This is a genomic window from Micromonospora sp. NPDC047620 (assembly GCF_043205005.1).
Lineage (GTDB): Bacteria > Actinomycetota > Actinomycetes > Mycobacteriales > Micromonosporaceae > Micromonospora.
Window position 1 is genome coordinate 29,024 of the sequence record NZ_JBIDDG010000015.1, and the last position, 22,093, is coordinate 51,116.

General features: G+C 73.6%; 19 protein-coding genes. 10 read left to right on the top strand and 9 right to left on the bottom strand.

What is annotated here, in order from left to right:
• Positions 1-22 precede the first annotated feature (22 nt).
• Positions 23-868 carry a C39 family peptidase gene (locus ACGF5C_RS19810; protein WP_393303542.1) on the top strand — a complete coding sequence of 282 codons (846 nt, stop codon included), beginning with the start codon at positions 23-25 and terminating at the stop codon, positions 866-868.
• A gap of 108 nt (positions 869-976) precedes the next feature.
• Positions 977-1,720: an alpha/beta fold hydrolase gene (locus tag ACGF5C_RS19815; RefSeq protein ID WP_393303544.1), complete on the top strand. Its 744-nt coding sequence runs from the start codon at positions 977-979 to the stop codon at positions 1,718-1,720.
• A gap of 19 nt (positions 1,721-1,739) precedes the next feature.
• Here ACGF5C_RS19815 and ACGF5C_RS19820 read toward each other — a convergent pair whose 3' ends face one another.
• From ACGF5C_RS19820 to ACGF5C_RS19835, 4 genes are all read right to left on the bottom strand, one after another.
• Positions 1,740-3,467, bottom strand: a complete 1,728-nt coding sequence (locus tag ACGF5C_RS19820) for a CDP-glycerol glycerophosphotransferase family protein (RefSeq protein ID WP_393303546.1) — start codon at positions 3,465-3,467, stop codon at positions 1,740-1,742.
• Positions 3,468-3,503: 36 nt separating this feature from the next.
• Positions 3,504-5,006, bottom strand: a complete 1,503-nt coding sequence (locus ACGF5C_RS19825) for a D-ribitol-5-phosphate cytidylyltransferase (protein ID WP_393303548.1) — start codon at positions 5,004-5,006, stop codon at positions 3,504-3,506.
• A gap of 139 nt (positions 5,007-5,145) precedes the next feature.
• The gene (locus tag ACGF5C_RS19830) at positions 5,146-5,964 is read right to left on the bottom strand and encodes an ABC transporter ATP-binding protein (protein WP_350706519.1); all 819 of its coding nucleotides are present in this window, start codon (positions 5,962-5,964) and stop codon (positions 5,146-5,148) included.
• Entirely contained in the window at positions 5,957-6,853 is an 897-nt protein-coding gene (locus ACGF5C_RS19835) for an ABC transporter permease (RefSeq protein ID WP_393303550.1), read from the bottom strand. Before ACGF5C_RS19835 ends, ACGF5C_RS19830 begins: the two co-directional genes overlap by 8 nt.
• A gap of 205 nt (positions 6,854-7,058) precedes the next feature.
• Here ACGF5C_RS19835 and ACGF5C_RS19840 point away from each other — a divergent pair, with 205 nt between their 5' ends.
• The gene (locus ACGF5C_RS19840) at positions 7,059-7,667 is read left to right on the top strand and encodes a TetR/AcrR family transcriptional regulator (protein WP_393303815.1); all 609 of its coding nucleotides are present in this window, start codon (positions 7,059-7,061) and stop codon (positions 7,665-7,667) included.
• Between the two features lie 151 nt (positions 7,668-7,818).
• On the opposite strand, the gene lhgO is transcribed toward ACGF5C_RS19840, so the two are convergent.
• Complete coding sequence (lhgO, locus tag ACGF5C_RS19845; RefSeq protein ID WP_393303552.1) at positions 7,819-9,015, bottom strand: L-2-hydroxyglutarate oxidase; 1,197 nt, start codon at positions 9,013-9,015, stop codon at positions 7,819-7,821.
• Positions 9,016-9,132: 117 nt separating this feature from the next.
• On the opposite strand from lhgO, the gene ACGF5C_RS19850 reads away from it, so the two are divergent.
• The 4 genes from ACGF5C_RS19850 to ACGF5C_RS19865 are packed head-to-tail and all read left to right on the top strand — an operon-like array spanning position 9,133 to position 12,893.
• Positions 9,133-10,272 (top strand): DegT/DnrJ/EryC1/StrS family aminotransferase, encoded by a 1,140-nt coding sequence (locus ACGF5C_RS19850; protein WP_393303554.1) that lies wholly within the window; start codon positions 9,133-9,135, stop codon positions 10,270-10,272.
• Positions 10,273-10,295: 23 nt separating this feature from the next.
• The gene (locus ACGF5C_RS19855) at positions 10,296-11,228 is read left to right on the top strand and encodes an NAD-dependent epimerase/dehydratase family protein (protein ID WP_393303556.1); all 933 of its coding nucleotides are present in this window, start codon (positions 10,296-10,298) and stop codon (positions 11,226-11,228) included.
• On the top strand, positions 11,225-11,692 hold the full coding sequence (locus tag ACGF5C_RS19860) for an acyltransferase (RefSeq protein WP_393303558.1): 468 nt from the start codon (positions 11,225-11,227) through the stop codon (positions 11,690-11,692). Before ACGF5C_RS19855 ends, ACGF5C_RS19860 begins: the two co-directional genes overlap by 4 nt.
• Before the next feature lie 13 nt (positions 11,693-11,705).
• Positions 11,706-12,893, top strand: coding sequence for a glycosyltransferase family 4 protein (locus ACGF5C_RS19865; RefSeq protein ID WP_393303560.1), 1,188 nt, complete (start codon positions 11,706-11,708; stop codon positions 12,891-12,893).
• 98 nt (positions 12,894-12,991) lie between these two features.
• On the opposite strand, the gene ACGF5C_RS19870 is transcribed toward ACGF5C_RS19865, so the two are convergent.
• Entirely contained in the window at positions 12,992-14,116 is a 1,125-nt protein-coding gene (locus tag ACGF5C_RS19870; protein WP_393303562.1) for a lysylphosphatidylglycerol synthase domain-containing protein, read from the bottom strand.
• A gap of 216 nt (positions 14,117-14,332) precedes the next feature.
• Here ACGF5C_RS19870 and ACGF5C_RS19875 point away from each other — a divergent pair, with 216 nt between their 5' ends.
• Entirely contained in the window at positions 14,333-15,433 is a 1,101-nt protein-coding gene (locus ACGF5C_RS19875; RefSeq protein ID WP_357694785.1) for a DegT/DnrJ/EryC1/StrS family aminotransferase, read from the top strand.
• A complete protein-coding gene (locus ACGF5C_RS19880) occupies positions 15,430-16,395 on the top strand; it encodes a Gfo/Idh/MocA family protein (protein WP_393303564.1) in 966 nt (321 codons plus the stop codon). Before ACGF5C_RS19875 ends, ACGF5C_RS19880 begins: the two co-directional genes overlap by 4 nt.
• 199 nt (positions 16,396-16,594) lie before the next feature.
• Here the strand turns inward: ACGF5C_RS19880 and ACGF5C_RS19885 are convergent, their stop codons facing one another.
• The gene (locus tag ACGF5C_RS19885) at positions 16,595-18,673 is read right to left on the bottom strand and encodes a DUF6541 family protein (protein ID WP_393303566.1); all 2,079 of its coding nucleotides are present in this window, start codon (positions 18,671-18,673) and stop codon (positions 16,595-16,597) included.
• Between the two features lie 509 nt (positions 18,674-19,182).
• Between ACGF5C_RS19885 and ACGF5C_RS19890 the strand changes: the two genes are divergently transcribed.
• On the top strand, positions 19,183-20,940 hold the full coding sequence (locus tag ACGF5C_RS19890) for a CDP-glycerol glycerophosphotransferase family protein (protein WP_393303568.1): 1,758 nt from the start codon (positions 19,183-19,185) through the stop codon (positions 20,938-20,940).
• 66 nt (positions 20,941-21,006) lie between these two features.
• On the opposite strand, the gene ACGF5C_RS19895 is transcribed toward ACGF5C_RS19890, so the two are convergent.
• Complete coding sequence (locus ACGF5C_RS19895) at positions 21,007-21,552, bottom strand: acyltransferase (RefSeq protein ID WP_357694777.1); 546 nt, start codon at positions 21,550-21,552, stop codon at positions 21,007-21,009.
• A 164-nt stretch (positions 21,553-21,716) separates the two neighbouring features.
• Positions 21,717-22,055, bottom strand: a complete 339-nt coding sequence (locus ACGF5C_RS19900; RefSeq protein WP_393303570.1) for a DUF952 domain-containing protein — start codon at positions 22,053-22,055, stop codon at positions 21,717-21,719.
• Between the last annotated feature and the right edge of the window lie 38 nt (positions 22,056-22,093).

Consider the following 22,093-nt stretch of genomic DNA (forward strand, 5'->3'; position numbering starts at 1 on the left):
CGGCCGCTCACCCCCCGAGCCCGTGGAGGAAACCGTGAAGCACCACCTCAAGCGACAGCTCCGTCGCCTCACGTCCGAGCGTCCGTACCAGGTGGCCGCCGCGTCGGCCGCGGCGCTCGTGCTCGCGTCGGGCACCGGCGCGCTGCTGGCCGGCGCCGACGAGGCACCCGCCGCCGCACAGGCCCCGGTGGCCGTGAGCGAGCTGCGGGACGGCAGCGTCGCCTCGCGTGGCGACGCCCGCGTCGCGACCGCCCCGTCGACCGGCGCCCCGGCCGCGTCCAGCGCCGCTCCGTCGGCCAGCGCCACCAGCGCCGCCCCGAACCCCGACCTGACCCGCAAGCCGGAGCCGCCGAAGCCACCGAAGGCGAAGTCCCTGGACTACGACTACCAGGCCCAGACCACCTTCTACAACTGCGGTCCGGCCGCCGTCCGGCACGCCCTCAGCGCCGCCGGCATCGCGCGCAGCCAGGACGCCCTCGGCGCCCAGCTGGGCACCGACGAGATGGGCACCGACTCGGCCGAGGACACCACCCGGGTGCTGAACGCGACGGTGAAGGGTGACCCGTACCGGACCCGGATGATCCCGGGCGGTGCCGCGACCCCGGCGCAGATGGACCAGCTCCAGGCCGACGTGGTCGCCGCCATCACGGACGGGCGGGGCGTCGTGGTGAACGTCGCCGGCAGCGCCACGGACACCGACGGCGGCTGGCACTCGTTCCCCGGCGGCCACTACATCGCCGTCGTGGGCTACCAGGACGAGGGCCGGCTGGTGAAGATCGCCGACTCGGCGAACCCGGCGACCGCGTCGTACTGGATGTCCACCATCGCCCTGGCGAACTGGGCCGCCACCCGCGGCTACTCCGCCTGAGAAAGACACCCGTCGGGCGTCGACTCCCCACCCCGGGAGTCGGCGCCCGATGTCGTCTCCGGGTCACGGCCCTCGCCGGGGCGTACGGCGGGTGGCACACTGCGGCCTATGGTCGACGAATCGGGTGACCGGGACGGCCGGCGCGTCCTGCTGCTGCTGCACGGCATGGGCGCGACCGGGGACGTGTGGCTGCCCTGGGCGCCGTTGCTGGAGCGCCGGTGGACGGGGCGGTGGCTGGCGCCGGACCTCGCCGGCCACGGCTGGTCGCCGCCGCTGCCGGCGTACTCGTTCGCCGGGCTGGCCGACCGGATCGCCGCGGGGCTCGCGGCGGGGGACCGGCTCGTCGTGCTGGGGCACTCCCTCGGCGGCGTGGTCGGGCTGGCGCTGGCCGCCCGCCGCGCCGGGCTGCCGGTCGACGCCGTGGTCGGGCTCGGCATCAAGGCCGTCTGGTCCCCGGCCGAGCTGGCGAAGGCCGGGGAGCTGGCCGCCCGGCCGGTGACCTGGTTCGCCAGCCGGGACGAGGCGGCCCGCCGGTACCTGCGGGTGGCCGGCCTGACCGGGCTCTTCGCGCCGGACCACCCCGTGGTCGAGGCCGGGCTGCGGCAGGTCGACGGCCGCTGGCGGCTGGCGATGGACCCCGCCGCGTTCGGGGTGGGGGAGCCGGACCTGCCGACCCTGCTGGCGGCGACGGACGTGCCGGTGCTGCTGGCCCGCGGCGAGCACGACCCCATGGTCACCGACGCCCAGCTCAAGGAGCTGGGCGTGCCGGTCGCCACCCTGCCCGGCCTGGGCCACAACGCCCACGTCGAGGCCCCCGAGGCCGTCCTGGAGCTGGTCGACCCGTACCGCTGACCCGCGAGGTGCCGGCCGGTCAGGTGGTGGCGGAGAGGGTCGCCCCGTCCGGCTCGACCGGCAGGCCGGTCCCGCCAACGGCGCGCGGCGTCGGCGGGTTCCAGTCCGCGTCGAGCTGCCGCCGCGCGGCGTCGAGGAACGCCTCGGCGTACGCCTCGGCCGGGAAGTCGCCCAGGTAGCGGCTCCGGGTGGCCCAGCGGGCGGCGGCGAGCGGGTCGGTGTCGAGCAGCGCGGCCAGCACCTCGTCCACGTTGGACATGTCGCGGCGCAGCACGTAACCCGAGCCGGCCAGCGGGAACCGCTCCGCGAACCGGTCGCCCTCGTCGCCCATGTCGGTGACCGCGTACGGCTTGCCGGAGTAGAGGTAGTCGGAGATCACCCCCGACACGTCGGAGACCAGCGCGTCCGAGCGGTTCACGCACTCCGTCAGGGTCAGCTCGCGGGTGGCGGCGGCGCCGAAGACGTGCTGCCGGCCGGTACGGGCCCGGTCCGCGGCCAGCAGCTCCGTGAGCCGGCCCAGCTGCCGCGCCGAGGCCGGGTTCTGCGACGTGTACGGGTGGGCCCGCAGGATCACCGTCGCGCCCCGCGCCAGCAGCCCGCGCAGCAGCGCCTCGGCAACTGGCAGGGAGCAGTAGTTGGCGTCCGCGTGGTGGCCCGTCCAGGTCGGCGTGTAGAGCACCGTGGGGTTCGGCAGGCCGCGTACCGGCTCCGACCGGACCTCGATCGACTCGACCTGCGGCCGGCCGACCACCACGAACTTCTCCGCCGGGATGTCCACGCCCGCGCGGGCGTACCGGTCGACGGCGGCCTGACCGGCGACGAAGATCCGGTCGAAGATGGCGGAGACCGGGTTGGCGCTGGGCGCCTTGTCGCTGTCGCCGTGGTGCAGCTGGACGTGGGTGAGCTGGGTGAAGCGGATGCAGTGGCTGTTCTTCGCGCCGTGGTTGACGTAGAACGCTACCCGCAGGCTCGGCACCAGCGCCTCGTCCATCGCCTTGGTGGTGGGGCAGTAGACCACCGGCGCCGTGGTGGCCGCGGCGACGGTGGGCAGGAACTCCGGCTCCCGCACCATGACCAGGAACGGCCGGCCGATCCGCTCCAGGTAGGGCAGCCACATGGTGACCTGGTATTCCGAGCCGGGCGGGGCGGAGAAGTGGAGCAGGAACTCGGGCTGGTGCCGGCGCAGCGCGCGGGAGACCGCCGACCCGCCGGCCCCCGGCCGGAACCGCCGCCGGGCCAGGTCCAGCCCGACGGCCCCGGCGCCGGCGGCGACCAGCGCGACGGCGCCCAGCGCCACAGCGGCCGGCAGGGTCGCGGCGGCGGCTGCCGCCACCACGGCGAGCAGCCCCAGCAGGGCGTCGCCGAGGCGCGCGGCGACCAGGGGCGTCCAGGTGCGCACCGGCAGGTTCGCGGCGCGCACCTCCAGGCCGCCGGCGTCCCGCAGCGGCCCGACGAGCAGCACCAGCCCCAGCAGGACCAGCGCCGTCGCGGCCAGCGCGGGGTCGAAACCGGCCTCGAGGCGCCGGGCGTACCCGACCAGGACCGCTGCCGCGACCAGCGCGGTCTCGGCGGCGCTGTCGGCGCCCGGGCGGACCCGCCGTTCCCAGGCGGCCGCCGCGAGGGCGGCCACCGCCAGCCCCAGCCCCCAGCCGGTCGCGCCGGTCAGCGCGACGACGAGGAACGCCAGCACCGCCAGGCCGGTGGCCAGGGCGCGGGCGATCAGCTTCCGGACCAGGTCACCACGCATGTCGGCTCCGTTCCCCGCCGTGGCCCGAGACCCGCGTCAGCCGGCGCTGGCCGGGCTGGCGGCCCGCTCGGCCTGCCCCGGCACCGGCTGGGCCGGTACCTCGCCCGGCGCGCGGCGCACGTCGATGACCTGACCGGTCAGGTCCGAGATCAGCACGTCCAGCGAGGCCTGGGCGACGGTCTCGGCGGCGAGCAGGGTGTGCTCCGGCTCCTCGCCGAACGCCTTCGTGCGCATGGGGGTCGCGGTGCGCTCGGGGTTGATGCAGTTGACCCGTACGCCGAACTCGGCCCACTCGTCGGAGAGCGCCTGGGTGAGGTTGACCAGGGCCGCCTTGGTGGAGGAGTAGAGGGCGTACTGGGCGCGGCCCCGGGTGTAGGAGCTGGACGTGTAGAGCAGCAGCTGGCCCTTGGTCTGCTGGAGGTAGGGCAGCGACTGGCGGGCGGCGATGACCGGCCCGACGAAGTTGACCTGGAGCACCCGGTCCATGGTCTCCTCGTCCATCTCGACGAGGGCGCCCTTCTCCAGGATGCCGGCGGTGACCACCACGTGGTCGATCCGGCCGGTGGCCTCGAAGGCGGTCTTCAGCGCCGCCTCGACGTCCGCGGCGCGCTCCACGTGGGTGCCGGTGCTGGAGCGGCTGAACGGGAAGACCTGCGCGCCGTAGCGGCGGGCCAGCTCGGCCAGGTCGTGGCCGATGCCGTAGCTGCCGCCGAAGATGACGATGGTCCGGCCGGTCAGCTCCTCGGTGTAGCTGCGGTGGTCGGTGACCCGGGGGGCCTGCGCGGCGGCGAGCTGGAACAGCTTGTCCGCGAGGTGCACGTCGACCGGGTGGGTGACCTTGATGTTCTCGTCGGAGCCGTCGATGACCTTGATCGGCGTGCCCGGCAGGTAGCGCAGCACGACGCCGCAGTCGTCGGTGGCGGCGAAGTGGGGGTCGCCCTCGGCGATCCGGTACGCCTCGCGGATCGTGCCCGACCGGAACGCCTGCGGGGTCTGGCCGCGGCGCAGCGACGAGCGCACCGGGATGTCGGTGATGCAGTCGTCCTCGTCGACCTGGATGATCGTGTCGGCCGACGGGATGGCCACGTCGACCGCGGAGTACGTCCAGAGCGCGTTCACGCACTCCCGGACGATCCGGCCGCTGACCAGGGGCCGCACCGCGTCGTGGAAGAGGATGTTGCAGTCGCCCTCGCCGACCGCGTCCAGCGCGATGCGGGTGGTGGCGTTACGGGTGTCGCCGCCCTCGATGACCTTGGTGACCTTGCGGAAGCCGGCCTTGTCGACGATCTGCTGGGCGTCGGCGACGTGGCCGGTGGCCATCAGCACGATGATCTCGTCGATCTCGGGGGCGGCCTCGAAGACCGCCAGGGTGTGCTCGATGATCGGCTTGCCGGCGATCTTCAGCAGCTGCTTCGGGATGCCGAGACCCAGCCGGGTCCCGGTGCCGCCGGCCAGCACCACCGCCACCGTCCGCGAGGGCCGCCACGGCGCCGGGGTCTCCGGTGTGGCGTCCGGGCCAGTGGTGTGGTCCTGCGTCATTGCCGAATCCTCACTCTCAGGGGTGCGTGAACAGACGGTTCCGCCCGCGCGGCGACCGGATGAACCTTAACGCGCCGACCACGTCGCCCCAACGGGACGACGCGGTCCGCCGGCATCTCCGTCGATGCCGTCCGGCGCGCTACTTGCCGTTGGCGAACGCCTCGTACGCCCGCAGGACCTCGTCGGTCGGGCCGTCCATGCGCAGGACGCCCGATTCCAGCCAGATCGTCCGCTCACAGGTGTCCCTGATCGAGGAGAGCTGGTGGCTGACGAGGAACACCGTGCCGGCGCTCTCCCGCAGCTCCCGCACCCGCTGCTCGCTGCGCTTGCGGAAGCCCTTGTCGCCGGTGGCGAGCGCCTCGTCGATGAGCAGCACGTCGTGCTTCTTGGCCGCGGCGATGGAGAAGCGCAGCCGGGCCGCCATGCCGGAGGAGTAGGTGCGCATCGGCAGCGAGGCGAAGTCGCCCCGCTGGTTGATCCCGGAGAACTCGATGATCTCCGGGGTCTGCCGCTGCACCTCCGCCGGCGGCATCCCCATGGCCAGGCAGCCCAGCACCACGTTGCGCTCGCCGGAGAGGTCGTTGAGCAGGGCCGCGTTCACGCCGAGCAGCGAGGGCTGTCCCTGGGTGTAGACCGCGCCGCGGTTGACCGGCAGCAGGCCGGCGATCGCCCGCAGCATGGTCGACTTGCCCGAGCCGTTGCTGCCGATCAGCCCGATCGCCTCGCCCCGGTACGCGGTGAAGCTGACCCCCTTGACCGCGTGCACCTCCCGGATGTTCGGCGCCGAGGTGCGGCTGACCATCCGCTTGAGCGCGCCGACCGGGCCGCCGCCCCCGCCGCCGCCCTTGTGCACCCGGTAGATCACGTGCGCGTCGTCGACCACCACGGTCGGCACCCGGTCCTGGACCCGGGGCAGCGTCACCGTCACGTCGTTGGACGACTCGAACTGCTCAACCACGGCCGTACTCCTGTTCGCCCCGCCAGAAGTAGATGAAACCCCCGACGCCCATCACGATCGCCCAGCCCGCCGCGGCCAGCCAGAGCTGGAGCACGGAGGAGCTGAGCAGCGGCGCCTGCTCCAGCAGCGCGACGCGGGCCAGCTCGATGTAGACCAGCGCCGGGTTGAACTCGACCAGCCGGGAGGCCCAGGCGGGCAGCTGCTCCTCGAAGAGCGCCACGCTGTAGAGCACGCCGGAGCCGTACATCCAGGTGCGCAGGACGAAGGGCATGACCTGCTTGAGGTCCGCCAGCTTCGCGCCCATCCGGGCTACCGTCATGGTGAGGCCGGCGTTGAAGACCGTCTGGAGCATGATCGCCGGGACGAGCAGCAGCCAGGCGAAGGTGATCGGCTCGCCGGTCACCAGCACGATGGCGAGGAGCACCACCATCGAGCCGAGGAGCTGCTGGAACTGGGTGACCGTGACGGCCAGCGGCAGGCAGGCCCGGGGGAAGTGCAGCGCCCGGATAAGGCCCAGGTTGCCGGTGATCGACTGGGTGCCGTTCTGCACGGCGGTCTGGGTGAAGTTGAAGATGAACAGACCGGTGCAGAGGTAGGCGATGAAGTTCGGGATGCTGTCCTGCTTCAGCACCACGCCGAAGATCAGGTAGTAGACCGCCGCGTTGGTCAGCGGGGTGAGCACCTGCCACAGCTGCCCGAGCCGGGCGTTGCTGAACGACGCGACGAGCTTCGCGTTGGCGTACGCGGCGATGAAGTGCCGGTAGCGCCAGAGCCGCCGGGCGTACTCGGCCAGGGGCGGCCGCTCGCCGGCGACCCGGAGCCCGTGGCGGGCGGCCAGCTGCGCCTGGGTGAGGCCGGAGTCGGGGTCGGCCAGCGCGGTGTTGGCCATGGGATGGGCGCTCCGATCTTTCGTGACGACGGATGAGGCGCGACGATGGAACCAAGCGGGGAGCGCCGCCTCGCCGCTGCGTGGACAGTAGTCCGAAACACGTCGGGACGCAACCGTACCGTCGTTGCGCTACATTGTTCCTCGTGACAGCCGAGACGAGCTCCAGGTGACGACCGGAAAGAGGCGGGCGCCGGCCGGCGCGGCGGTGCTGCGGGACGACATCACCACGGCGATCCGCCGCGCGCTGATGCAGGAGCTCGCCGCGGTCGGCTACGGCCGGCTCTCCATCGAGGCGGTGGCCCGTCGGGCCGGGGTGAGCAAGACCGCGATCTACCGGCGCTGGAGCTCCAAGCTCGAACTGGTGCTGGAGATCGTCGCCGCGGCGGCCGCCGGCAAGCTGCCGGCGCTGGACACCGGCACCCTGCGCGGCGACCTCCAACTGCTCTTCCAGGTCGTGGCGCACGCGCTGCGGCACCCGCTGGCCTCGCAGATCATCCCCGACCTGCTCGCCGAAGCGGCCCGCAACCCGACCATCGACCAGACCCTCCAGCAGCTGCTGCGGGCGCGGCAGCAGGAGATCGGCGGCCGGCTGATCGGCCGCGCCGTGCAGCGCGGCGAGCTGCCGCCCGACACCGACCCCGACGCGGCCGTCGACCTGATCGTCGGCCCGCTCTACTGGCGGCTGGCGATCGCGCGGACCCCGCTCACCGACGCGTACCTGGACACGCTGGTCGAGGCGGTGGCCGCCGGGCTCGGCGCCGGCGCCGGCGTGCCCCGCCCCCGCTCGGCGGCCACCGACGCCACGCGCGCCTGACCGGCCGCCCCGGCGCGTCCGGGGCCGGCGCCGCCCGCCCCGTGCGGGCCCCGGGAACTCGCCCGTCCCGAACCCGTGCGGGCCCGGGAACTCGCCGGCCGCCCCGGCGTGTGCCCCGGGCCGGCGCCGCCCGCCCCGAAGGCCCGTCGGGTCAGCGCGGCGCGTCGACCGGCAGCCGGGAGACGATGTGCCGGGCGATCTCCAGCGAGCTGGTCGCGGCGGGGGAGGGCGCGTTGAGCACGTGCACCTGCCGGTCCGCCTCGACGATGAGGAAGTCGTCCACCAGCCCGCCGTCGGGCAGGATCGCCTGGGCGCGGACGCCGGCGCCGGCCCGGACGATGTCCGCCGGGGTCAGCTCCGGCACCAGCCGGGCCAGGCTCGCCGCGAACCGCTTCTTCGACAGCGACCGGGCCACCTCGGTGAGCCCGTAGCGGTAGTGCCGGCGGCCCAGCGCCCACAGGCCCCGGTAGGTCAGCTCGTCCCAGATGTCGCGCGGGCTGATCCGGCCCCAGGAGTAGCCCTCCCGGGCGGTCGCCAGCACGGCGTTCGGGCCGGCGTGCACGCTGCCGTCGATCATCTTGGTCAGGTGCACCCCGAGGAACGGGAACTGCGGGTCCGGCACCGGGTAGATCAGCCCCCGCACCAGGCCCTGCCGCTGCGGCACCAGCTCGTAGTACTCGCCCCGGAACGGCACGATCCGCACCGGCGTGGGCACCCCGGCCAGCCGGGAGATGCGGTCGGCGTGCAGGCCGGCGCAGTTGACCAGGACGTCCGCGACGACCTCGCCCCTGGTGGTGCTGACCACCACGCCCTCGGGGCGGGTGGCCACGCCGGTGACCTCGGTCTCGGTGCGCAGCTCCGCCCCGCCCGCCGCGAGCAGTTCGGCGAGCTTGCGGCAGACCGCCCCGAAGTCGACGATGCCGGTCGAGGCGACGTGCAGCGCGGCGACGGCCGCGACGTGCGGCTCGTACTCGGCCGCCTCGGCGGCCTCGATCAGCCGCGCCGGCAGGCCGTTGGCCGTGGCCCGCTCGTGCAGGGCGCGCAGCCGGGGCAGCTCCTCCGGGTCGGTGGCGACGATCAGCTTGCCGCAGATGTCGTACGCGAGCCCGTGCTGCTCGCAGAACTCGACCATCGACGCGCTGCCGGCCTTGCACATGGTGGCCTTCAGGCTGCCCGGCTTGTAGTAGACGCCGGCGTGGATGACGCCCGAGTTGTGCCCCGTCTGGTGGGCCGCCCAGCCGGCCTCCTTCTCCAGCACGGTGACCCGGTCCCCGGGCCGGTCGGTCATCAGCCGGTGTGCCACGGCGAGCCCGACGATGCCGCCACCCACCACCACGAACCTGGTCATCTCATCTCCCCTGCCGACGCCGCGACCGATGGTAACCAAGCCGTCCCGCGTGCCCGACTCGCGGACGACCCGCCCGGTTGGCCTAGACTGCTCCGGGTCCATCACTCTGGGGGTCACATGTCTGAGGTCATCGCGCTCGGCCAGCCCACGGTCGGCGAGGCGGAGCTCGCGGCCATCGCCGAGGTCTTCGCCTCCGGCTGGCTCGCCGGCTCCGGGCCCACCTGCCGCCGCTTCGAGGAGCGCTTCGCCGCCACCGCCGGCACCCGGCACGCCCTCGCCACCAGCAACTGCGGCTCGGCGCTGCACCTGGCGCTGCTCACGCTCGGTGTCAAGCCGGGTGACGAGATGATCGTCGGCGACTACACCTTCCCGGCCACCGGGCACTCGGTGATGTGGGCCGGCGCCACGCCGGTCTTCGCCGACGTGCGGCCCGACACCTGGACGGTCGACCCGGCCGCCGTCGAGGCCGCGATCACCCCGCGCACCGTCGGCATCATCGCCGTCGACGCGTTCGGGCAGCCGGCCGACTACGACGAGCTGCGCGCCATCGCCGACAAGCACGGCCTGTTCCTGGTCGAGGACGCCGCCTGCTCCGCCGGCGCCACCTACAAGGGCCGGCCGGCCGGCAGCCTGGCCGACGTCGCCACCTTCAGCTTCCACGGCCGCAAGGGCATCACCGCCGGCGAGGGCGGGGCCTACGTCACCGACCGCGACGACCTCGCCGCCCACGCCCGCAAGCTGCACACGTACGGGGTGGAGGGGGCGCTCACCCGCGCCGAGCTGTCGCACCTGCCGATCCCGACCTTCACCGAGCTGGGCTACAACTACCGGCTCTCGGACATCTCCGCGGCGATCATGCTCGCCCAGCTCGACCGGCTGCCGGACCTGCTGGCCGCGAAGCGCCGCACCGCGGCCCGCTACGGCGAGCTGCTCAAGGACCACGAGCTGATCACCACCCCGTACGAGGCGCCCGACCGCGAGCACCCCTGGCAGTCGTACGTCGTCACGCTGGCGCCCTCGGTCGACCGGGGCGCGGTGGCGCTGGCCCTGCGGGAGCGCGGCGTGCAGTGCACCTTCGGCACGTACGCCTCGCACGTCCAGCCGCTCTACGGCCAGACCACGCCCTGCCCGGTCTCGGCGGACCTGTTCGCCCGGCACCTGGCCATCCCGATGCACGCCAACCTCACCGACGCCCAGGTCGAGACCGTCGCGGCCACGCTGGTGGACGTCGTCAACACCGCGGCCGCCAGCCGCTGACCCAAGGAAGGACACGCTCCGCCATGTCGAAGCAGACCGTCTTCATCACCGGAGGCGCGGGTTTCATCGGCCTGCACGTGGTGCCGATTCTGTTGGAGAAGGGCTACAAGGTCCGCATCTTCGACAACATGTTCCGCGGTGACCGGGACCGCGTCGCGGAGCTGGTGGCCACCGGCGACGTCGAGCTGATCGACCAGGACGTCCGCTACGGCGGCGCCGTGCACGCGGCCATGAAGGGCTGCGACTACGTGATCCACCTGGCCGCGGTCTCGATCAACAAGAGCCAGGCCGACCCGTACGAGTCGATCGACATCAACATGGTCGGCAACCACAACGTGTTCGCCGCCGCCGCCGACCACGGCGTCAAGCGGCTGGTCTTCGCGTCGTCGGCTTCGGTCTACGGCGACCCGAAGAAGCTGCCGATGCACGAGGACGACCGGCTCGACCCGCTCACCCCGTACTGCATCTCGAAGCGGGCCGGCGAGGACCTGCTCGGCTTCTACCAGCGCAGCAAGGGCCTGAACTGGATCGCCCTGCGGTTCTTCAACGTCTACGGCCCCGGCCAGAAGCCGACCGCCTACTACACCTCGGTGATCAACCACTTCGTGAAGCGGCTCAAGCACGGCGAGCCGCCGGTCATCGACGGCAAGGGCGAGCAGTCGATGGACTTCATCCACGTCCACGACATCGCCCGCTCGGTGGTCGCCGCGATGGAGGCCGAGCAGGGCAACGTGCCGGTCAACATCGGCACCGGCATCGACACCTCGATCGCCACCCTGGCCGAGATCCTGATCAAGGCCGTCGGCGTCGACGTGCAGCCGCAGTTCAACCCGCGTGAGGTGCTGGTCAGCCGCCGCGCCGCCGACATCACCCGGGCCCGTGAGGTGCTCGGCTGGGAGCCGACCATCGCCGTCGAGGACGGGATGACCGACCTCATCAAGACCGAGGTCGCGTGACCCAGTCGCCGTCCGCCGGGGGCCCGTCGTCGCACGGGCTCCCGGCGAACCCGTACAACCCGCACGCGTGGGTGATCGGCGAGCCGGTGATCGGCGCGGGCACGTGGATCGGCGCGTTCACCGTCATCGACGGTTCCGGCGGGCTGACCATCGGCGCCGGCTGCGACATCAGCTGCGGCGCGCAGATCTACACCCACTCCACCGCCCGGCGTTGCGTGTCGGGGCGTGCCCATGCTTCCGTGGACCGGGCGCCGGTGGTGATCGGCGACCGGGTGTTCATCGGGGCGAACGCGACCGTGATGATGGGCGTCACCATCGGTGACGGCGCGGTCGTCGGCGCGGGGGCCGTGGTCACCAGAGACGTGCCACCGGGGGCGGTCGTGACGGGGGTCCCCGCCCGGGTGGTCTCCACAGTCGAGTTGGACGGCGGCGATGTCCGGTTCGTCCCTGTAGCGGAGAGCTAGGAGCACCCCTCCCGTGCGTATCGCAGTGGTCAACAACTTCTTCCCGCCGCGCGCGGGCGGAAGCTCGCACCTGTCCGAGTCGCTCGCCAAGGGCTACGCCGCCGAGGGGCACGACGTGCTGGTGCTCACGGCCGCCTACCAGGACGCCCCGGCGGTCGAGGAGCGCGACGGGCTGCGGATCGTCCGGCTGCCGGCGTGGATGCTGCCGCAGACCCGGCTGGCCGTGAGCTTCGACATCTCGTTCACCACCCGGCCCAGCCTGCTGCGCCGGGTCCGCAAGCTGCTCGACGAGTTCCGGCCGGACGCCATCCACCAGCACGGCCAGTTCTTCGACCTGACCTGGGCGACCGCGCTCTACGCGCGCAAGCGCGGGGTGCCGGCGCTGCTGTCCATCCACACCCGGCTGGAGAACCCGCAGGCCCGCTACGCGAAGGTGTTCCGCGGGCTGGACGCGACCATGGTCAAGCCGTTCATGTGGCGGTCCAAGCCGCGGCTCGTGGTGATGGACGTGCTCATGCAGGAGTACATCGAGGCCCGCTACCGGGGCGCGCACTCCGGCCTGGTGCCGATCCCGGTCGGGGTGGACCCGGACTGGGTGGTCGGCGGCAACGCCCAGCGGGTTCGCGAGCGGCACGACCTGGGCACCTCGCCGGTGATCCTGTCGGTGGGGCACGTGATCCCGCTGCGCGACCGCATCGCGCTGGTCGAGGCGCTGCCCGAGGTGTTGGCCAAGGTGCCGGACGCGAAGCTGCTCATCTGCGGCCAGGTCTACTACGGGGTGTTCGCGGAGCGGGCCCGGGCGCTCGGCGTCGAGCACGCCGTCATCGCGGCCGGCAAGGTGGCCAAGAGCGAGATCCCCGACTACCTGGCCGCCGCGACGGTGGAGTCGCACGAGCAGGGGCTCGGCCTCGGCACGGCGACCCTGGAGGCGATGGCGGCGGGCGTGCCCGTGGTGGCGCCCGCACGGGCGGACAACTTCCCCGGCATCTCGCTGCGCGACGGCGAGAACGTCCTGCTCTGCCGGCCCGGCGACGTGTCGGGCCTGGCCGAGCGGCTGATCGCCGCGCTGACCGACCCGGCCCTGGCCAAGCAGATCGGCGTCAACGGCCAGTCGCTCATCCGGGAGCGCTTCAGCCTCGACCGGGTGCTGCACCGGCACCTGGAGGTGCTCGGCGAGATGGCGGCGGCCCGCCGCCGCTGACCGTACGACAAAAAGGTGCCCCCCGACCACGAGCGTGGTCGGGGGGCACCGGCGTTTCGCGGGACGGTGTCCGCCGGGCACGGGCCGGCGGGGCGGCCTCAGGGGGTGGTGACCGGCGCGGCGGCCTGGTCGGCGGCGGCGCGGGGCGCCGGAACCTGCTCGACGGGGGCGGCCTCGTCGGGGGCGGCCTCGTCGGGCGTCCCCCGCCGGAGCTGCCGCACCCCGGACAGGGCGGCGATGCCGGCGGCGAGGAGGTCGGCCACCGTGAAGATCAGCCGGGAGGCGAGGGCGATGCCCGTCGCCGCCCCGATGCCCCCGGCGCCGGCGAGGAAGGGCGCCATGGTGGCGACCAGCACGGCCTCCCGGACGCCGAGCCCGGAGGGGGAGAGGAAGGCGAACATCCCGACGGTCATCGCGATGGCGAACGAGCCGATGCTGCGCAGCAGGCCGCCGACGCCGGGAGCGGCCTGGGCGTTGGCCAGCAGCCACAGGTGCACGCCGAACAGCGTGTAGCCCAGGGCGCTCCAGCCGACCACCTTCAGCACGCCGGGCAGCGTCAGCCGGTGCTGCAGCGGCGGTCGGCGCAGCACCTTGAGGACGATCTGGATCAGCCGGGTGAGCACCGCTGGGATCGCGCAGATCAGGGCGATCGGGAACAGCACGGCGACGATGTAGAGCGCCACCCGGACCGGCTCGGCGTACTCGGCCCCGGTCTCGGCGGTCGCGTCGAGCAGCGAGGGCAGGCTCAGCAGGCCGACGCCGAGCGCGGCGACCACGCCGAGCCCCAGCGCGACCAGCGTGGCCAGGAAGGCCCGCGCGCGCGGCAGCCCGGCCCGCCGGCCCAGCTCCATCTGCAGAACGTACGCCCACACGCTGCCCGGGATGTACTTGCCGAGCTGCCCGACCATGCAGATCCGCAGGGCGGCGGGAACGGACACCCGGTGCTCAAGGTCCTCCGCCGCGGCCCGCCACGCCATCGAGTTGGCGAACATCCCGGCGAGCACCGCCAGCACGGCGAGCACCACCGAGGGCCACGCCAGGTCGAGCCAGGTCTGCCGGACGTCCGGCCACTGGCTGACGACGCTCCAGGTCATGCCCGCCGCGATCGCCGCGATCACCACGACCCGTACGCCCAGCGAGAGCCAGCGGGACGGACCCTTCGCCGTGCCGGCCTCCTCGGCCGGTGCGGTCACCGTTTCGACCTGCGTCGCGGTCTCTGCCACGGCCGTCCTGCCTCCGCGTCGCCCTGACCCGTTGGGGTCGCCTGCACAATTCGCCGAGACTAGCGCAGCGCGGGGCGTACCACGAACCCAGCCCGGTCGGCGAGTCGGGCCCTCCCCCGGGCGTGCGCGGATTCTCGCCGGGGCGGTCCAGATGCGCCGGGGTCCTCCCGCGCTGCTACCGTCTGCACGCTGCCCCACACCCCAAGGAGAGCGCTTGTGATCCCGATTTCCGTCGTCAAGCTGGACGAGGCGGCCGAACGGTTGGCGGTCGAGGTGATCCGTTCGGGCGTCATCGCGCAGGGACCGATGGTGGCCCGACTGGAGCGCGAGTTCGCCGACCTGGTAGGCGTCGAGCACGCGGTGGCCGTCAACAACGGCACCACCGCGCTCGTGGCCGCGCTCCAGGTGCTCGACCTCCAGCCTGGCGACGAGGTCGTCACCAGCCCCTTCACCTTCGTCGCGACCCTCAACGCGATCCTCGAGGCGGGCGCCACCGCCCGGTTCGCCGACATCCGCGAGGACGACTTCTGCGTCGACCCGGAGGCCCTCGCCGCCGCCGTCGGCCCGCGCACCAAGGTGCTCATGCCGGTCCACCTGTACGGCCAGCCCGCCGACATGGACGCGATCGCCCCGCTGGCGCGGCAGCACGGCCTCGGCCTCGTCGAGGACACCGCCCAGTCGCTCGGTGCCACGATCTCCGGGCGCGGCGCCGGCAGCTTCGGGCTCGGCACCTTCTCGCTGTACGCCACCAAGAACCTCACCACGGGTGAGGGCGGCATGATCACCACCGACGACGCCGGCCTCGCCGACCGGCTGCGGGTGCTGCGCAACCAGGGCATGCGGCAGCGCTACCAGTACGAGGTGGCCGGGCACAACTACCGCCTCACCGACCTGCAGGCCGCGCTGGGCATCCCGCAGATCGCCGCGTACGGCGAGAACGTCAAGCGCCGCAAGGACAACGCCGCCCGGCTCTCCGCCGGCCTGGCCGACGTCCCCGGGCTGCGCCTGCCGACCGAGCTGCCCGGCCGCTCGCACGTCTGGCACCAGTACACGGTGCTGGTCACCGACGAGGCCCCGGTGAGCCGCGACGAGGTGATCACCCGGCTGACCGAGCGCGGCGTGGGCTGCGGCATCTACTACCCGAAGACCGTCTACGACTACGACTGCTACCGGGACCACCCCCGCGTGGTCGCCGACCCGGCGCCGGTGACCGACCGGGTCGTGCGCCAGTGCGTCTCGCTGCCGGTGCACCACCACCTCTCCGACAGCGACGTCGACCAGGTCGTCGAGGCCGTCCGCGCGGCGGTGGGCGCATGACCGCCAAGCTGCGTTTCGCCCTGGTCGGCACCGGGATGATGGGCTCGCTGCACGCCCGGGTGATCGCCCAGTCCGACCGGGCCGAGCTGGCCCGGGTGATCGAGCCCCGGCGCTCCGTCGGCCAGCAGATCGCCGAGCGGTACGGGGCCAGCTGGGCCCCGAACGCCGACGACCTCTCCGACGTCGACGCCGTGGTGATCGCCGCGCCGACCGAGTTCCACCACGGCCTTGCCGACCAGGTGCTCGCCGCCGACAAGCCGCTGCTGATCGAGAAGCCGGTCTGCGGCAGCCTCGCCGAGACCGAGGAGATCGTGGCCACCGCCGGCAAGCGCGGCGTGCCGCTGCTGTGCGGCCTGCTGGAGCGGTTCAACCCGGCGGTGCTGACCGCCCTCGCCCTGGTCGACCGCCCGGTGCACCTGACCGCCACCCGGCACTCGCCGTACGCGCCGCGGATCCGCACCGGGGTCGCCTGGGACCTGCTCATCCACGACGTCGACCTGGCGATCCAGGCGTTCGGCGGCGAGGAGCCGGTGGGGGTCCGGGGCACCTTCGGCCACTTCCACCCGGACTCGCTCGCCGAGGCGGAGGACGTGGCGGAGACGGTGCTGAACTTCGGCAGCGGCGCCCTGGCCAACGTCTCGGCCAGCCGGATTGGGCAGCGCAAGGTCCGGACGCTGGTGATCAGCGAGGTCGACCGGCTGATCGAGGCGGACCTGATCCGCAAGGACGTGACCATCTACCGGCACGTCTCGTCGGACGCGGCCACGCCGGACGGGCGCGGCTACCGGCAGCAGAGCATCATAGAGGTGCCGGAGCTGCTCACCAACCGGGAGCCGCTCGCCGCCCAGCTCGACCACTTCCTGGACATCGTCGCCGGCACGGCCGACGCCGACGTGGAGCGGCAGCGCATCCTGCCCGCGCACCGGGTGGTCGGCCGGCTCTTCGCCGACAACGGGCGCTGACGGACCGACACGCGAAAGGGCGGGGCGACCACGGTCGCCCCGCCCTTCGTCGTCTTCCGGCCCGGCGGCGGCACCCACGGGCGTGACCCGCCCGGCCGTGCCGCCGGCGTGAACCCCGCCCGGCCGTCCTGCCGGGCGTCTCCCGCCAGGCCCTCGGCACTGAGGGGCCGGGGCACGGGCGTGCCCCGGCCCGTCGTGCTCAGCCCCCGGTGGCGCAGCTCCGGCCGGCCTCGGTGACCCGGTAGATGCTGATCCGCCCGACCGTGTGGGCCAGCTCCAGCCGGTCGCTGGCCTCCAGCCGCTCGCGCTCGTAGTGCCTGTCCCAGGCACCGGGCATGTTCCGCTTTCCGACCACCACGTACGAGATGTTGAACTGGCGCACCTCGCACCCGGCGGGCCGGGCGTCGGCGTTGTTCACCAGCCAGTTCCACGCGTCCCACCGCCGCTCGTAGTTCTCCGTCGGCAGGCCGGGCAGCGGCGGGATGCCGAACAGCAGCGGCACCTCGTAGTCGGCGTAGGCCCAGGTGATGAACTCGTGGTGCCGGTCGTAGGCAACGGTGGCGCCGGGCGGGTTGTTCTCCGCCAGCCACTCGTACGCCTTCTCGTAGGAGGCGCCCACCGGCGCTCGGCCCTTGAACGCGCCGCGCAGCGGCTGCCAGCTCGCCGGCACCGCGGCGAGGCCGAGCAGCACCGCCACCAGCACCCCCGCGGCGACCGCCGTCGGCGCCTCCGACCCGCGCAGCGCCCCGGCCTTCGCGGCGACGCGGGTCAGCAACCACTGCACGGCCAGCCCCAGCACCACCGCGCCGGCGACCGCCAGCACTCCGTACACCGGGAAGATCATCGAGCGGACCCGCTCCCGGACGCCGTACCACAGGCTGGAGAGCGTCATCGCGGCCGCCGAGTCGGACGCGGCGGTCCACACCCCGATCGCCGTCCAGACCACGCCGGCGGCGAACCACGGCCGGGCCCACCGCAGCCGCGGCAGCACCAGACAGAGCGGGGAGAGCAGCAGGCACGGGATGACCAGCCAGAGGCCGAGCTGGATCGTCGGCTCGCTGAGCTGGAAGTCCGCGCCGCCGACCCCCGGGTAGGCGAACAGGACGTACCGCTGCGGGTCGGTGACCCAGTACTCGAACGAGTCGCCGTACCTGCCGAGCAGGGCGGGCGGGTTGGACAGCCGCTCGCCGTTGGCGCCGGCCAGCACCCCGAGCAGCGGGAGCAGCGGCACCAGCGCGGCCAGCACCATCGCGCCGGCCGACGCGGCGACCCGGCGCAGCACCCACCGGCCGCGTACGGCCAGCAGCATGCCGATCGCCAGGACGGCGATGAACAGCACGTCGTACGTGTGCGTCATGACGATCCCGGCGCCGCACAGGCCGGCGAGCAGGCCCAGCCGGACCGGGTGGGCGCCGCGCGCGGCGAGCGCGATCAGCAGCGCGATCGCCCCGGCCATGCAGGGGGCGGTCTGCTCGGTGATCCGACCCGTGATCACCGACATCCACATCGGGCCGAGCACGGCCGGCGCGGCGGCGGCGCTGGCGGCCACCACCGGCCTGCCGCCGAGGGCCCGGACGCAGGCGTAGACGGCCGCCACCAGCGCGAGCGGCCCGACGAGGATCGACCAGGCGCTCAGTACCGTGCTGATCCGCCCGCCGGAGATCTCCGCCGCCTGGGCCCAGGCCACGTTGGCCGCGAGCGGGTAGAAGGAGCAGGACAGCGCCGGATCGGTGGAACCGCTGGTGCAGGCCGAGGAGATCAGCACACTGTCGGTCTCCATGATCCGCCGGGTGAGGAAGCCGTGGTTCATGGCGTCCCATCCGGGCGGGGCGACGAGCCGGCCCAGCATCAGCCAGCCGAAGGCGACGCTGACCACGGCGGGCACGGCGATCCCGAGGACGTCGGCGCGGCGGGGGCGTACCGCCGGCAGCCGCAGCCGGGCGACCCGCGCCCGCCACCCGGCGTCGGTCGGCCGCCCGGCGGCGTCGCCGTCGACGGCGGCGGTGCGGTCGGCGGCGTCCGGCTCGACCAGGCCGCGGGTCACCAGCCGGGACGCGAGCACCGCGAGGCCGGCGAGCAGCACCTCGGCGGCGAGCACCGCCAGCGGACCGTCCGGCAGCCCGAGTTTCGGCAGCCATGTCATGGCGAGGGTGACCAGGCCCAGGGTCAACGCCGGGGCGGCGGCCCAGGTGGCCCACCGGTAGCGGCCCGGGGGCAGCGCGAATCCGAGCAGCGCGCCGGGCACGATGGCGACGGCGAGCGCGATGAGGCTGGTCAAACCGTGGATCCTTTCCAACGGAACTCGCGGTTGCCCCGCGGCGGCTGGTGCGCGGAGCCGAGGTGCGGCCGCCCGTGCGGCCACCCGGTCGGCGAGCGGCCGGACCAGTATAGGAACGGGAGCCGGCCGCGCTGACCCGGCGAACCCGGCGTCGGCGACGCGTCGTCACCCGCGTCGTTTTTGCGGTGGATCATCCCGGACCGGTGACGACTGTGGCCCGGAGGGACCAAATCGTCCCGGTGTGGCGGTACCCGAGCGATACCGGCGCGTTCCTTCGCGTTAAGGTCACACCGGCGTGGTGGCGGGTGGCCGCGGGCGCCGGTGCCGTCGCTGGTCAGCGACGATGGACGAACAGGCGGGTCGCCGCGACCGCCGTCCCGTCCCGTCGCGTTCGGCCGGGGCGCGCCGGTGGCGTCCGGGCGCCGACGGTCGCCGAAGCGGGGAACGCTGCCGTCACGGCGCCAGTGACGGTCGGTGAGCCAGTCGTCGATCTCGTAGGGAGCTAGTCCTTGTTCGGCAAGTTGATGGGACCGGCGGGAGTCGCCGCCCGCGGCGCGCTGCTGCTGCTGGCCTACCTGGTGATGCTCGCCGCCGGCGCGCTCGGTTGGATCGGCGTCTTCGCCGTCGCCGGGCTGGCCGCGCTCGCCGGCGAGTACGCGCTCGCCCGCTGGTCGCCCGCCACACACACGCTGCTCGAGAAGGTCGGCCTGCGCGGCGACTACCGGCAGCTCGCCCGCGACCTCGCGGTCGTCCTGCTGGTGGTCGCCGAGGTCCGGCCGAGCGCGTGGGAACTCAGCCTGGTCCTGGTGCTGCCGTCGACCGTCTGGCTGATCTCGGTCTTCGCCGGCGCACTCGCCACGATGATCGACCGGCGCAACCCCCTGTCGGCGCTGGTGCGCAACATCGACCTCGGCCCGATGCGGGCCGCGCCCCACCCGCCGGACTGGGCGGCCTGGCTCGCCGGCGACCGGCTGGCCCTGGTCAACGTGGTGCTGGCGCCGGCCGCCGTCTTCGCGGCGGTGCTCGACAACGCCGCCCCGGTGATCGGCGCGGGAGTGGTGGCCGTGTTCGCCGCCGCGCTGGTGGGCGGGATCATCGCGCTGACCTGGCTGCGCGGGCGCGGGATGGGTCAGAGTCCGCTGCTGCCCGCCGTCCAGCGCTGGCTGGACAGCCACCGGCCGGAGGTGGCCCTCTACTTCGCCGGCCCGGCCAAGGACGTCTACCAGGCCAACATGTGGCTCGCCCCGACCGAGGCGCTCGACCAGCGCGGCGTGGTGCTGCTGCGCAACAAGGAGGCGTTCCTCGAGCTGGCCGACACCCGGCTGCCGGTGATCTGCGTGCCGGCCGGCGTGGACTTCATGAACCTCGAACTGGGCAGCGTGCGCGCCGCGCTCTACGCCGCGAACGTCGGCGCGAACATCCACATGCTCCGCGAGCCCGGCATGAAGCACGTCTTCGTCGGGCACGGCGACAGCGACAAGCAGGCCAGCGTCAACCCGTACAGCAAGGTGTACGACGAGGTGTGGGTCGCCGGTCTCGCCGGGCGCGAGCGGTACGCCCGCGCCGGGGTGGGCGTGCTCGACTCCGACATCGTCGAGATCGGACGGCCGCAGCTCGCCGGGGTGCACACGTTCGGCGCGGAGTCGGTCGACCGGCCGTTCACGGTGCTCTACGCCCCGACCTGGGAGGGGTGGCTCGACGACGACCCGTACCACACCTCGCTGGTGCTGATGGGGGAGCGGATCGTCAAGGGGCTGCTGGCCGCCACGCCCGGGGTCCGGCTCGTCTACAAGCCGCACCCGCTGACCGGCTCCCGCGCCAAGGAGGCCAAGGCGGTGCACGAGCGCATCGTGGAGCGGATCCGCGCCGCCGGCGGCGACCCGGACGCGACCTCGCTGGACGGCACGCGGCACCTCGTGGTCACCGGCCGGACGCCGGCGCTGTTCGACTGCTTCAACCAGACTGACCTGCTGATCAGCGACGTGTCCAGCGTGGTCTCGGACTTCGTCCAGAGCCAGCGGCCGTACGTGGTGGCGAACCCGGGCGGGCTGCCGGAGGACGAGTTCCGCCGGGAATACCCGACGTCACGGGCGGCGTACCTGCTCTCTCGGGACTGCGGCGAGCTGGAGAAGATCGTGTCCGTCACCCGGGCCGGCGACGACCCGATGACCGACGCCCGGCGGGAGCTGAAGACCTACCTGCTCGGCCCGGCCGAGGCGAACCCCATGGAGCGGTTCCGGGAGGAGATCACGCGGCTCTGCCGCTGAGCACCGGCGCGTACGCGCGACGGCGGTGGACGGGAGCGCCCGTCCACCGCCGTTCTCGTCGGAGGGTCAGCCCTGCCGCTGCGGCGGGGTGTCCACGTCCCGGGAGACGACCTCGCCCCGCTCGTCGACCCAGCCCTTCGGCCGCGCCGGGTTGCCTGCCACGAGCTGGTACGGCGCCACGTCCTTGGTCACCACGGAACCCGCCGCGATCATCGCGTACTCGCCGACCTCGATGCCGCAGACGAGGGTCGCGTTCGCGCCGATCGAGGCGCCCCGGCGGACCACCGTCGGGGTGATCTTCCAGTCCGGGTTCTGCGCGCGGGGCCGGAAGTCGTTGGTGAAGACGGCGCACGGCCCGACGAACACCTCGTCCTCCAGGGTCACCCCCTGGTAGACGGAGACGTTGTTCTGGATCTTGACCAGGTCGCCGACCGTGACGCCGGCGTCGACGTACACGTTGCGGCCGATGACGCAGCCGGCGCCCACCTGGGCGGAGGACCGGATGTGGGCCAGGTGCCAGACCTTGGTGCCGTCGCCGACCCGGGCACCCTCCTCGACGTCGGCCGTCGGGTGGACGAAGACCGAGGGGGACGGGGAACTGCTGTCAGTCATCCTTCAACTCGCATGGGTCGCAGGGCGCGCCGGGCGCCGTCGGTGACCCGCGTTCGGCGTACGCCGGGAGGGGCGGCCGCCCGCGCGGGTCCGGGCTGCCGCGCCGGCCCCGGGCACGGAGAGTGAGGCCGGGGCGCGCGGACTCGGCGTAGCATATCGACCCCTCAGCCGAGCAGCGCCGCCACGGCGTCGGCGACCGGCACGTCCGCCGGCAGGGCGTCGGCGGCCACCACCGCCGGCACCGGCAGCGGCCCGTAGAGGTGGGGGAAGAGGGCGCCGCCGCGCGACGGTTCCCAGCGCAGCGCGTCGCCCAGCCGGGCCGGGTCCACGGTGAGCAGGGTCAGCCCGGTGGCGCCGGTGAAGTGCCGGCGGGCCGTCTCGACCACCTGGTCGGGCCCGGAGAGGTGGATGAACCCGGACTGTGCGTCCGTGGCGGTGCCGGCGAAGTGGCCCGCGGCCAGGGCGTCGTCCCACTCGACGGTGGTCAGCAGCTTGTAGATCACCCCGGCAGCCTATGCAGAACCGGCCCGGTTCTCCGCGG

Excerpts from the sequence above, each read along its gene's own strand:
- ACGF5C_RS19835 (WP_393303550.1), bottom strand. The coding sequence starts at position 6,853 with ATGGCCAACACCGCGCTGGCCGACCCCGACTCCGGCCTCACCCAGGCG.
- ACGF5C_RS19895 (WP_357694777.1), bottom strand. The coding sequence starts at position 21,552 with ATGACTGACAGCAGTTCCCCGTCCCCCTCGGTCTTCGTCCACCCGACG.
- ACGF5C_RS19820 (WP_393303546.1), bottom strand. The coding sequence starts at position 3,467 with ATGCGTGGTGACCTGGTCCGGAAGCTGATCGCCCGCGCCCTGGCCACC.
- ACGF5C_RS19825 (WP_393303548.1), bottom strand. The coding sequence starts at position 5,006 with ATGACGCAGGACCACACCACTGGCCCGGACGCCACACCGGAGACCCCG.
- ACGF5C_RS19815 (WP_393303544.1), top strand. The coding sequence starts at position 977 with ATGGTCGACGAATCGGGTGACCGGGACGGCCGGCGCGTCCTGCTGCTG.
- lhgO (WP_393303552.1), bottom strand. The coding sequence starts at position 9,015 with ATGACCAGGTTCGTGGTGGTGGGTGGCGGCATCGTCGGGCTCGCCGTG.
- ACGF5C_RS19850 (WP_393303554.1), top strand. The coding sequence starts at position 9,133 with ATGTCTGAGGTCATCGCGCTCGGCCAGCCCACGGTCGGCGAGGCGGAG.
- ACGF5C_RS19880 (WP_393303564.1), top strand. The coding sequence starts at position 15,430 with ATGACCGCCAAGCTGCGTTTCGCCCTGGTCGGCACCGGGATGATGGGC.
- ACGF5C_RS19855 (WP_393303556.1), top strand. The coding sequence starts at position 10,296 with ATGTCGAAGCAGACCGTCTTCATCACCGGAGGCGCGGGTTTCATCGGC.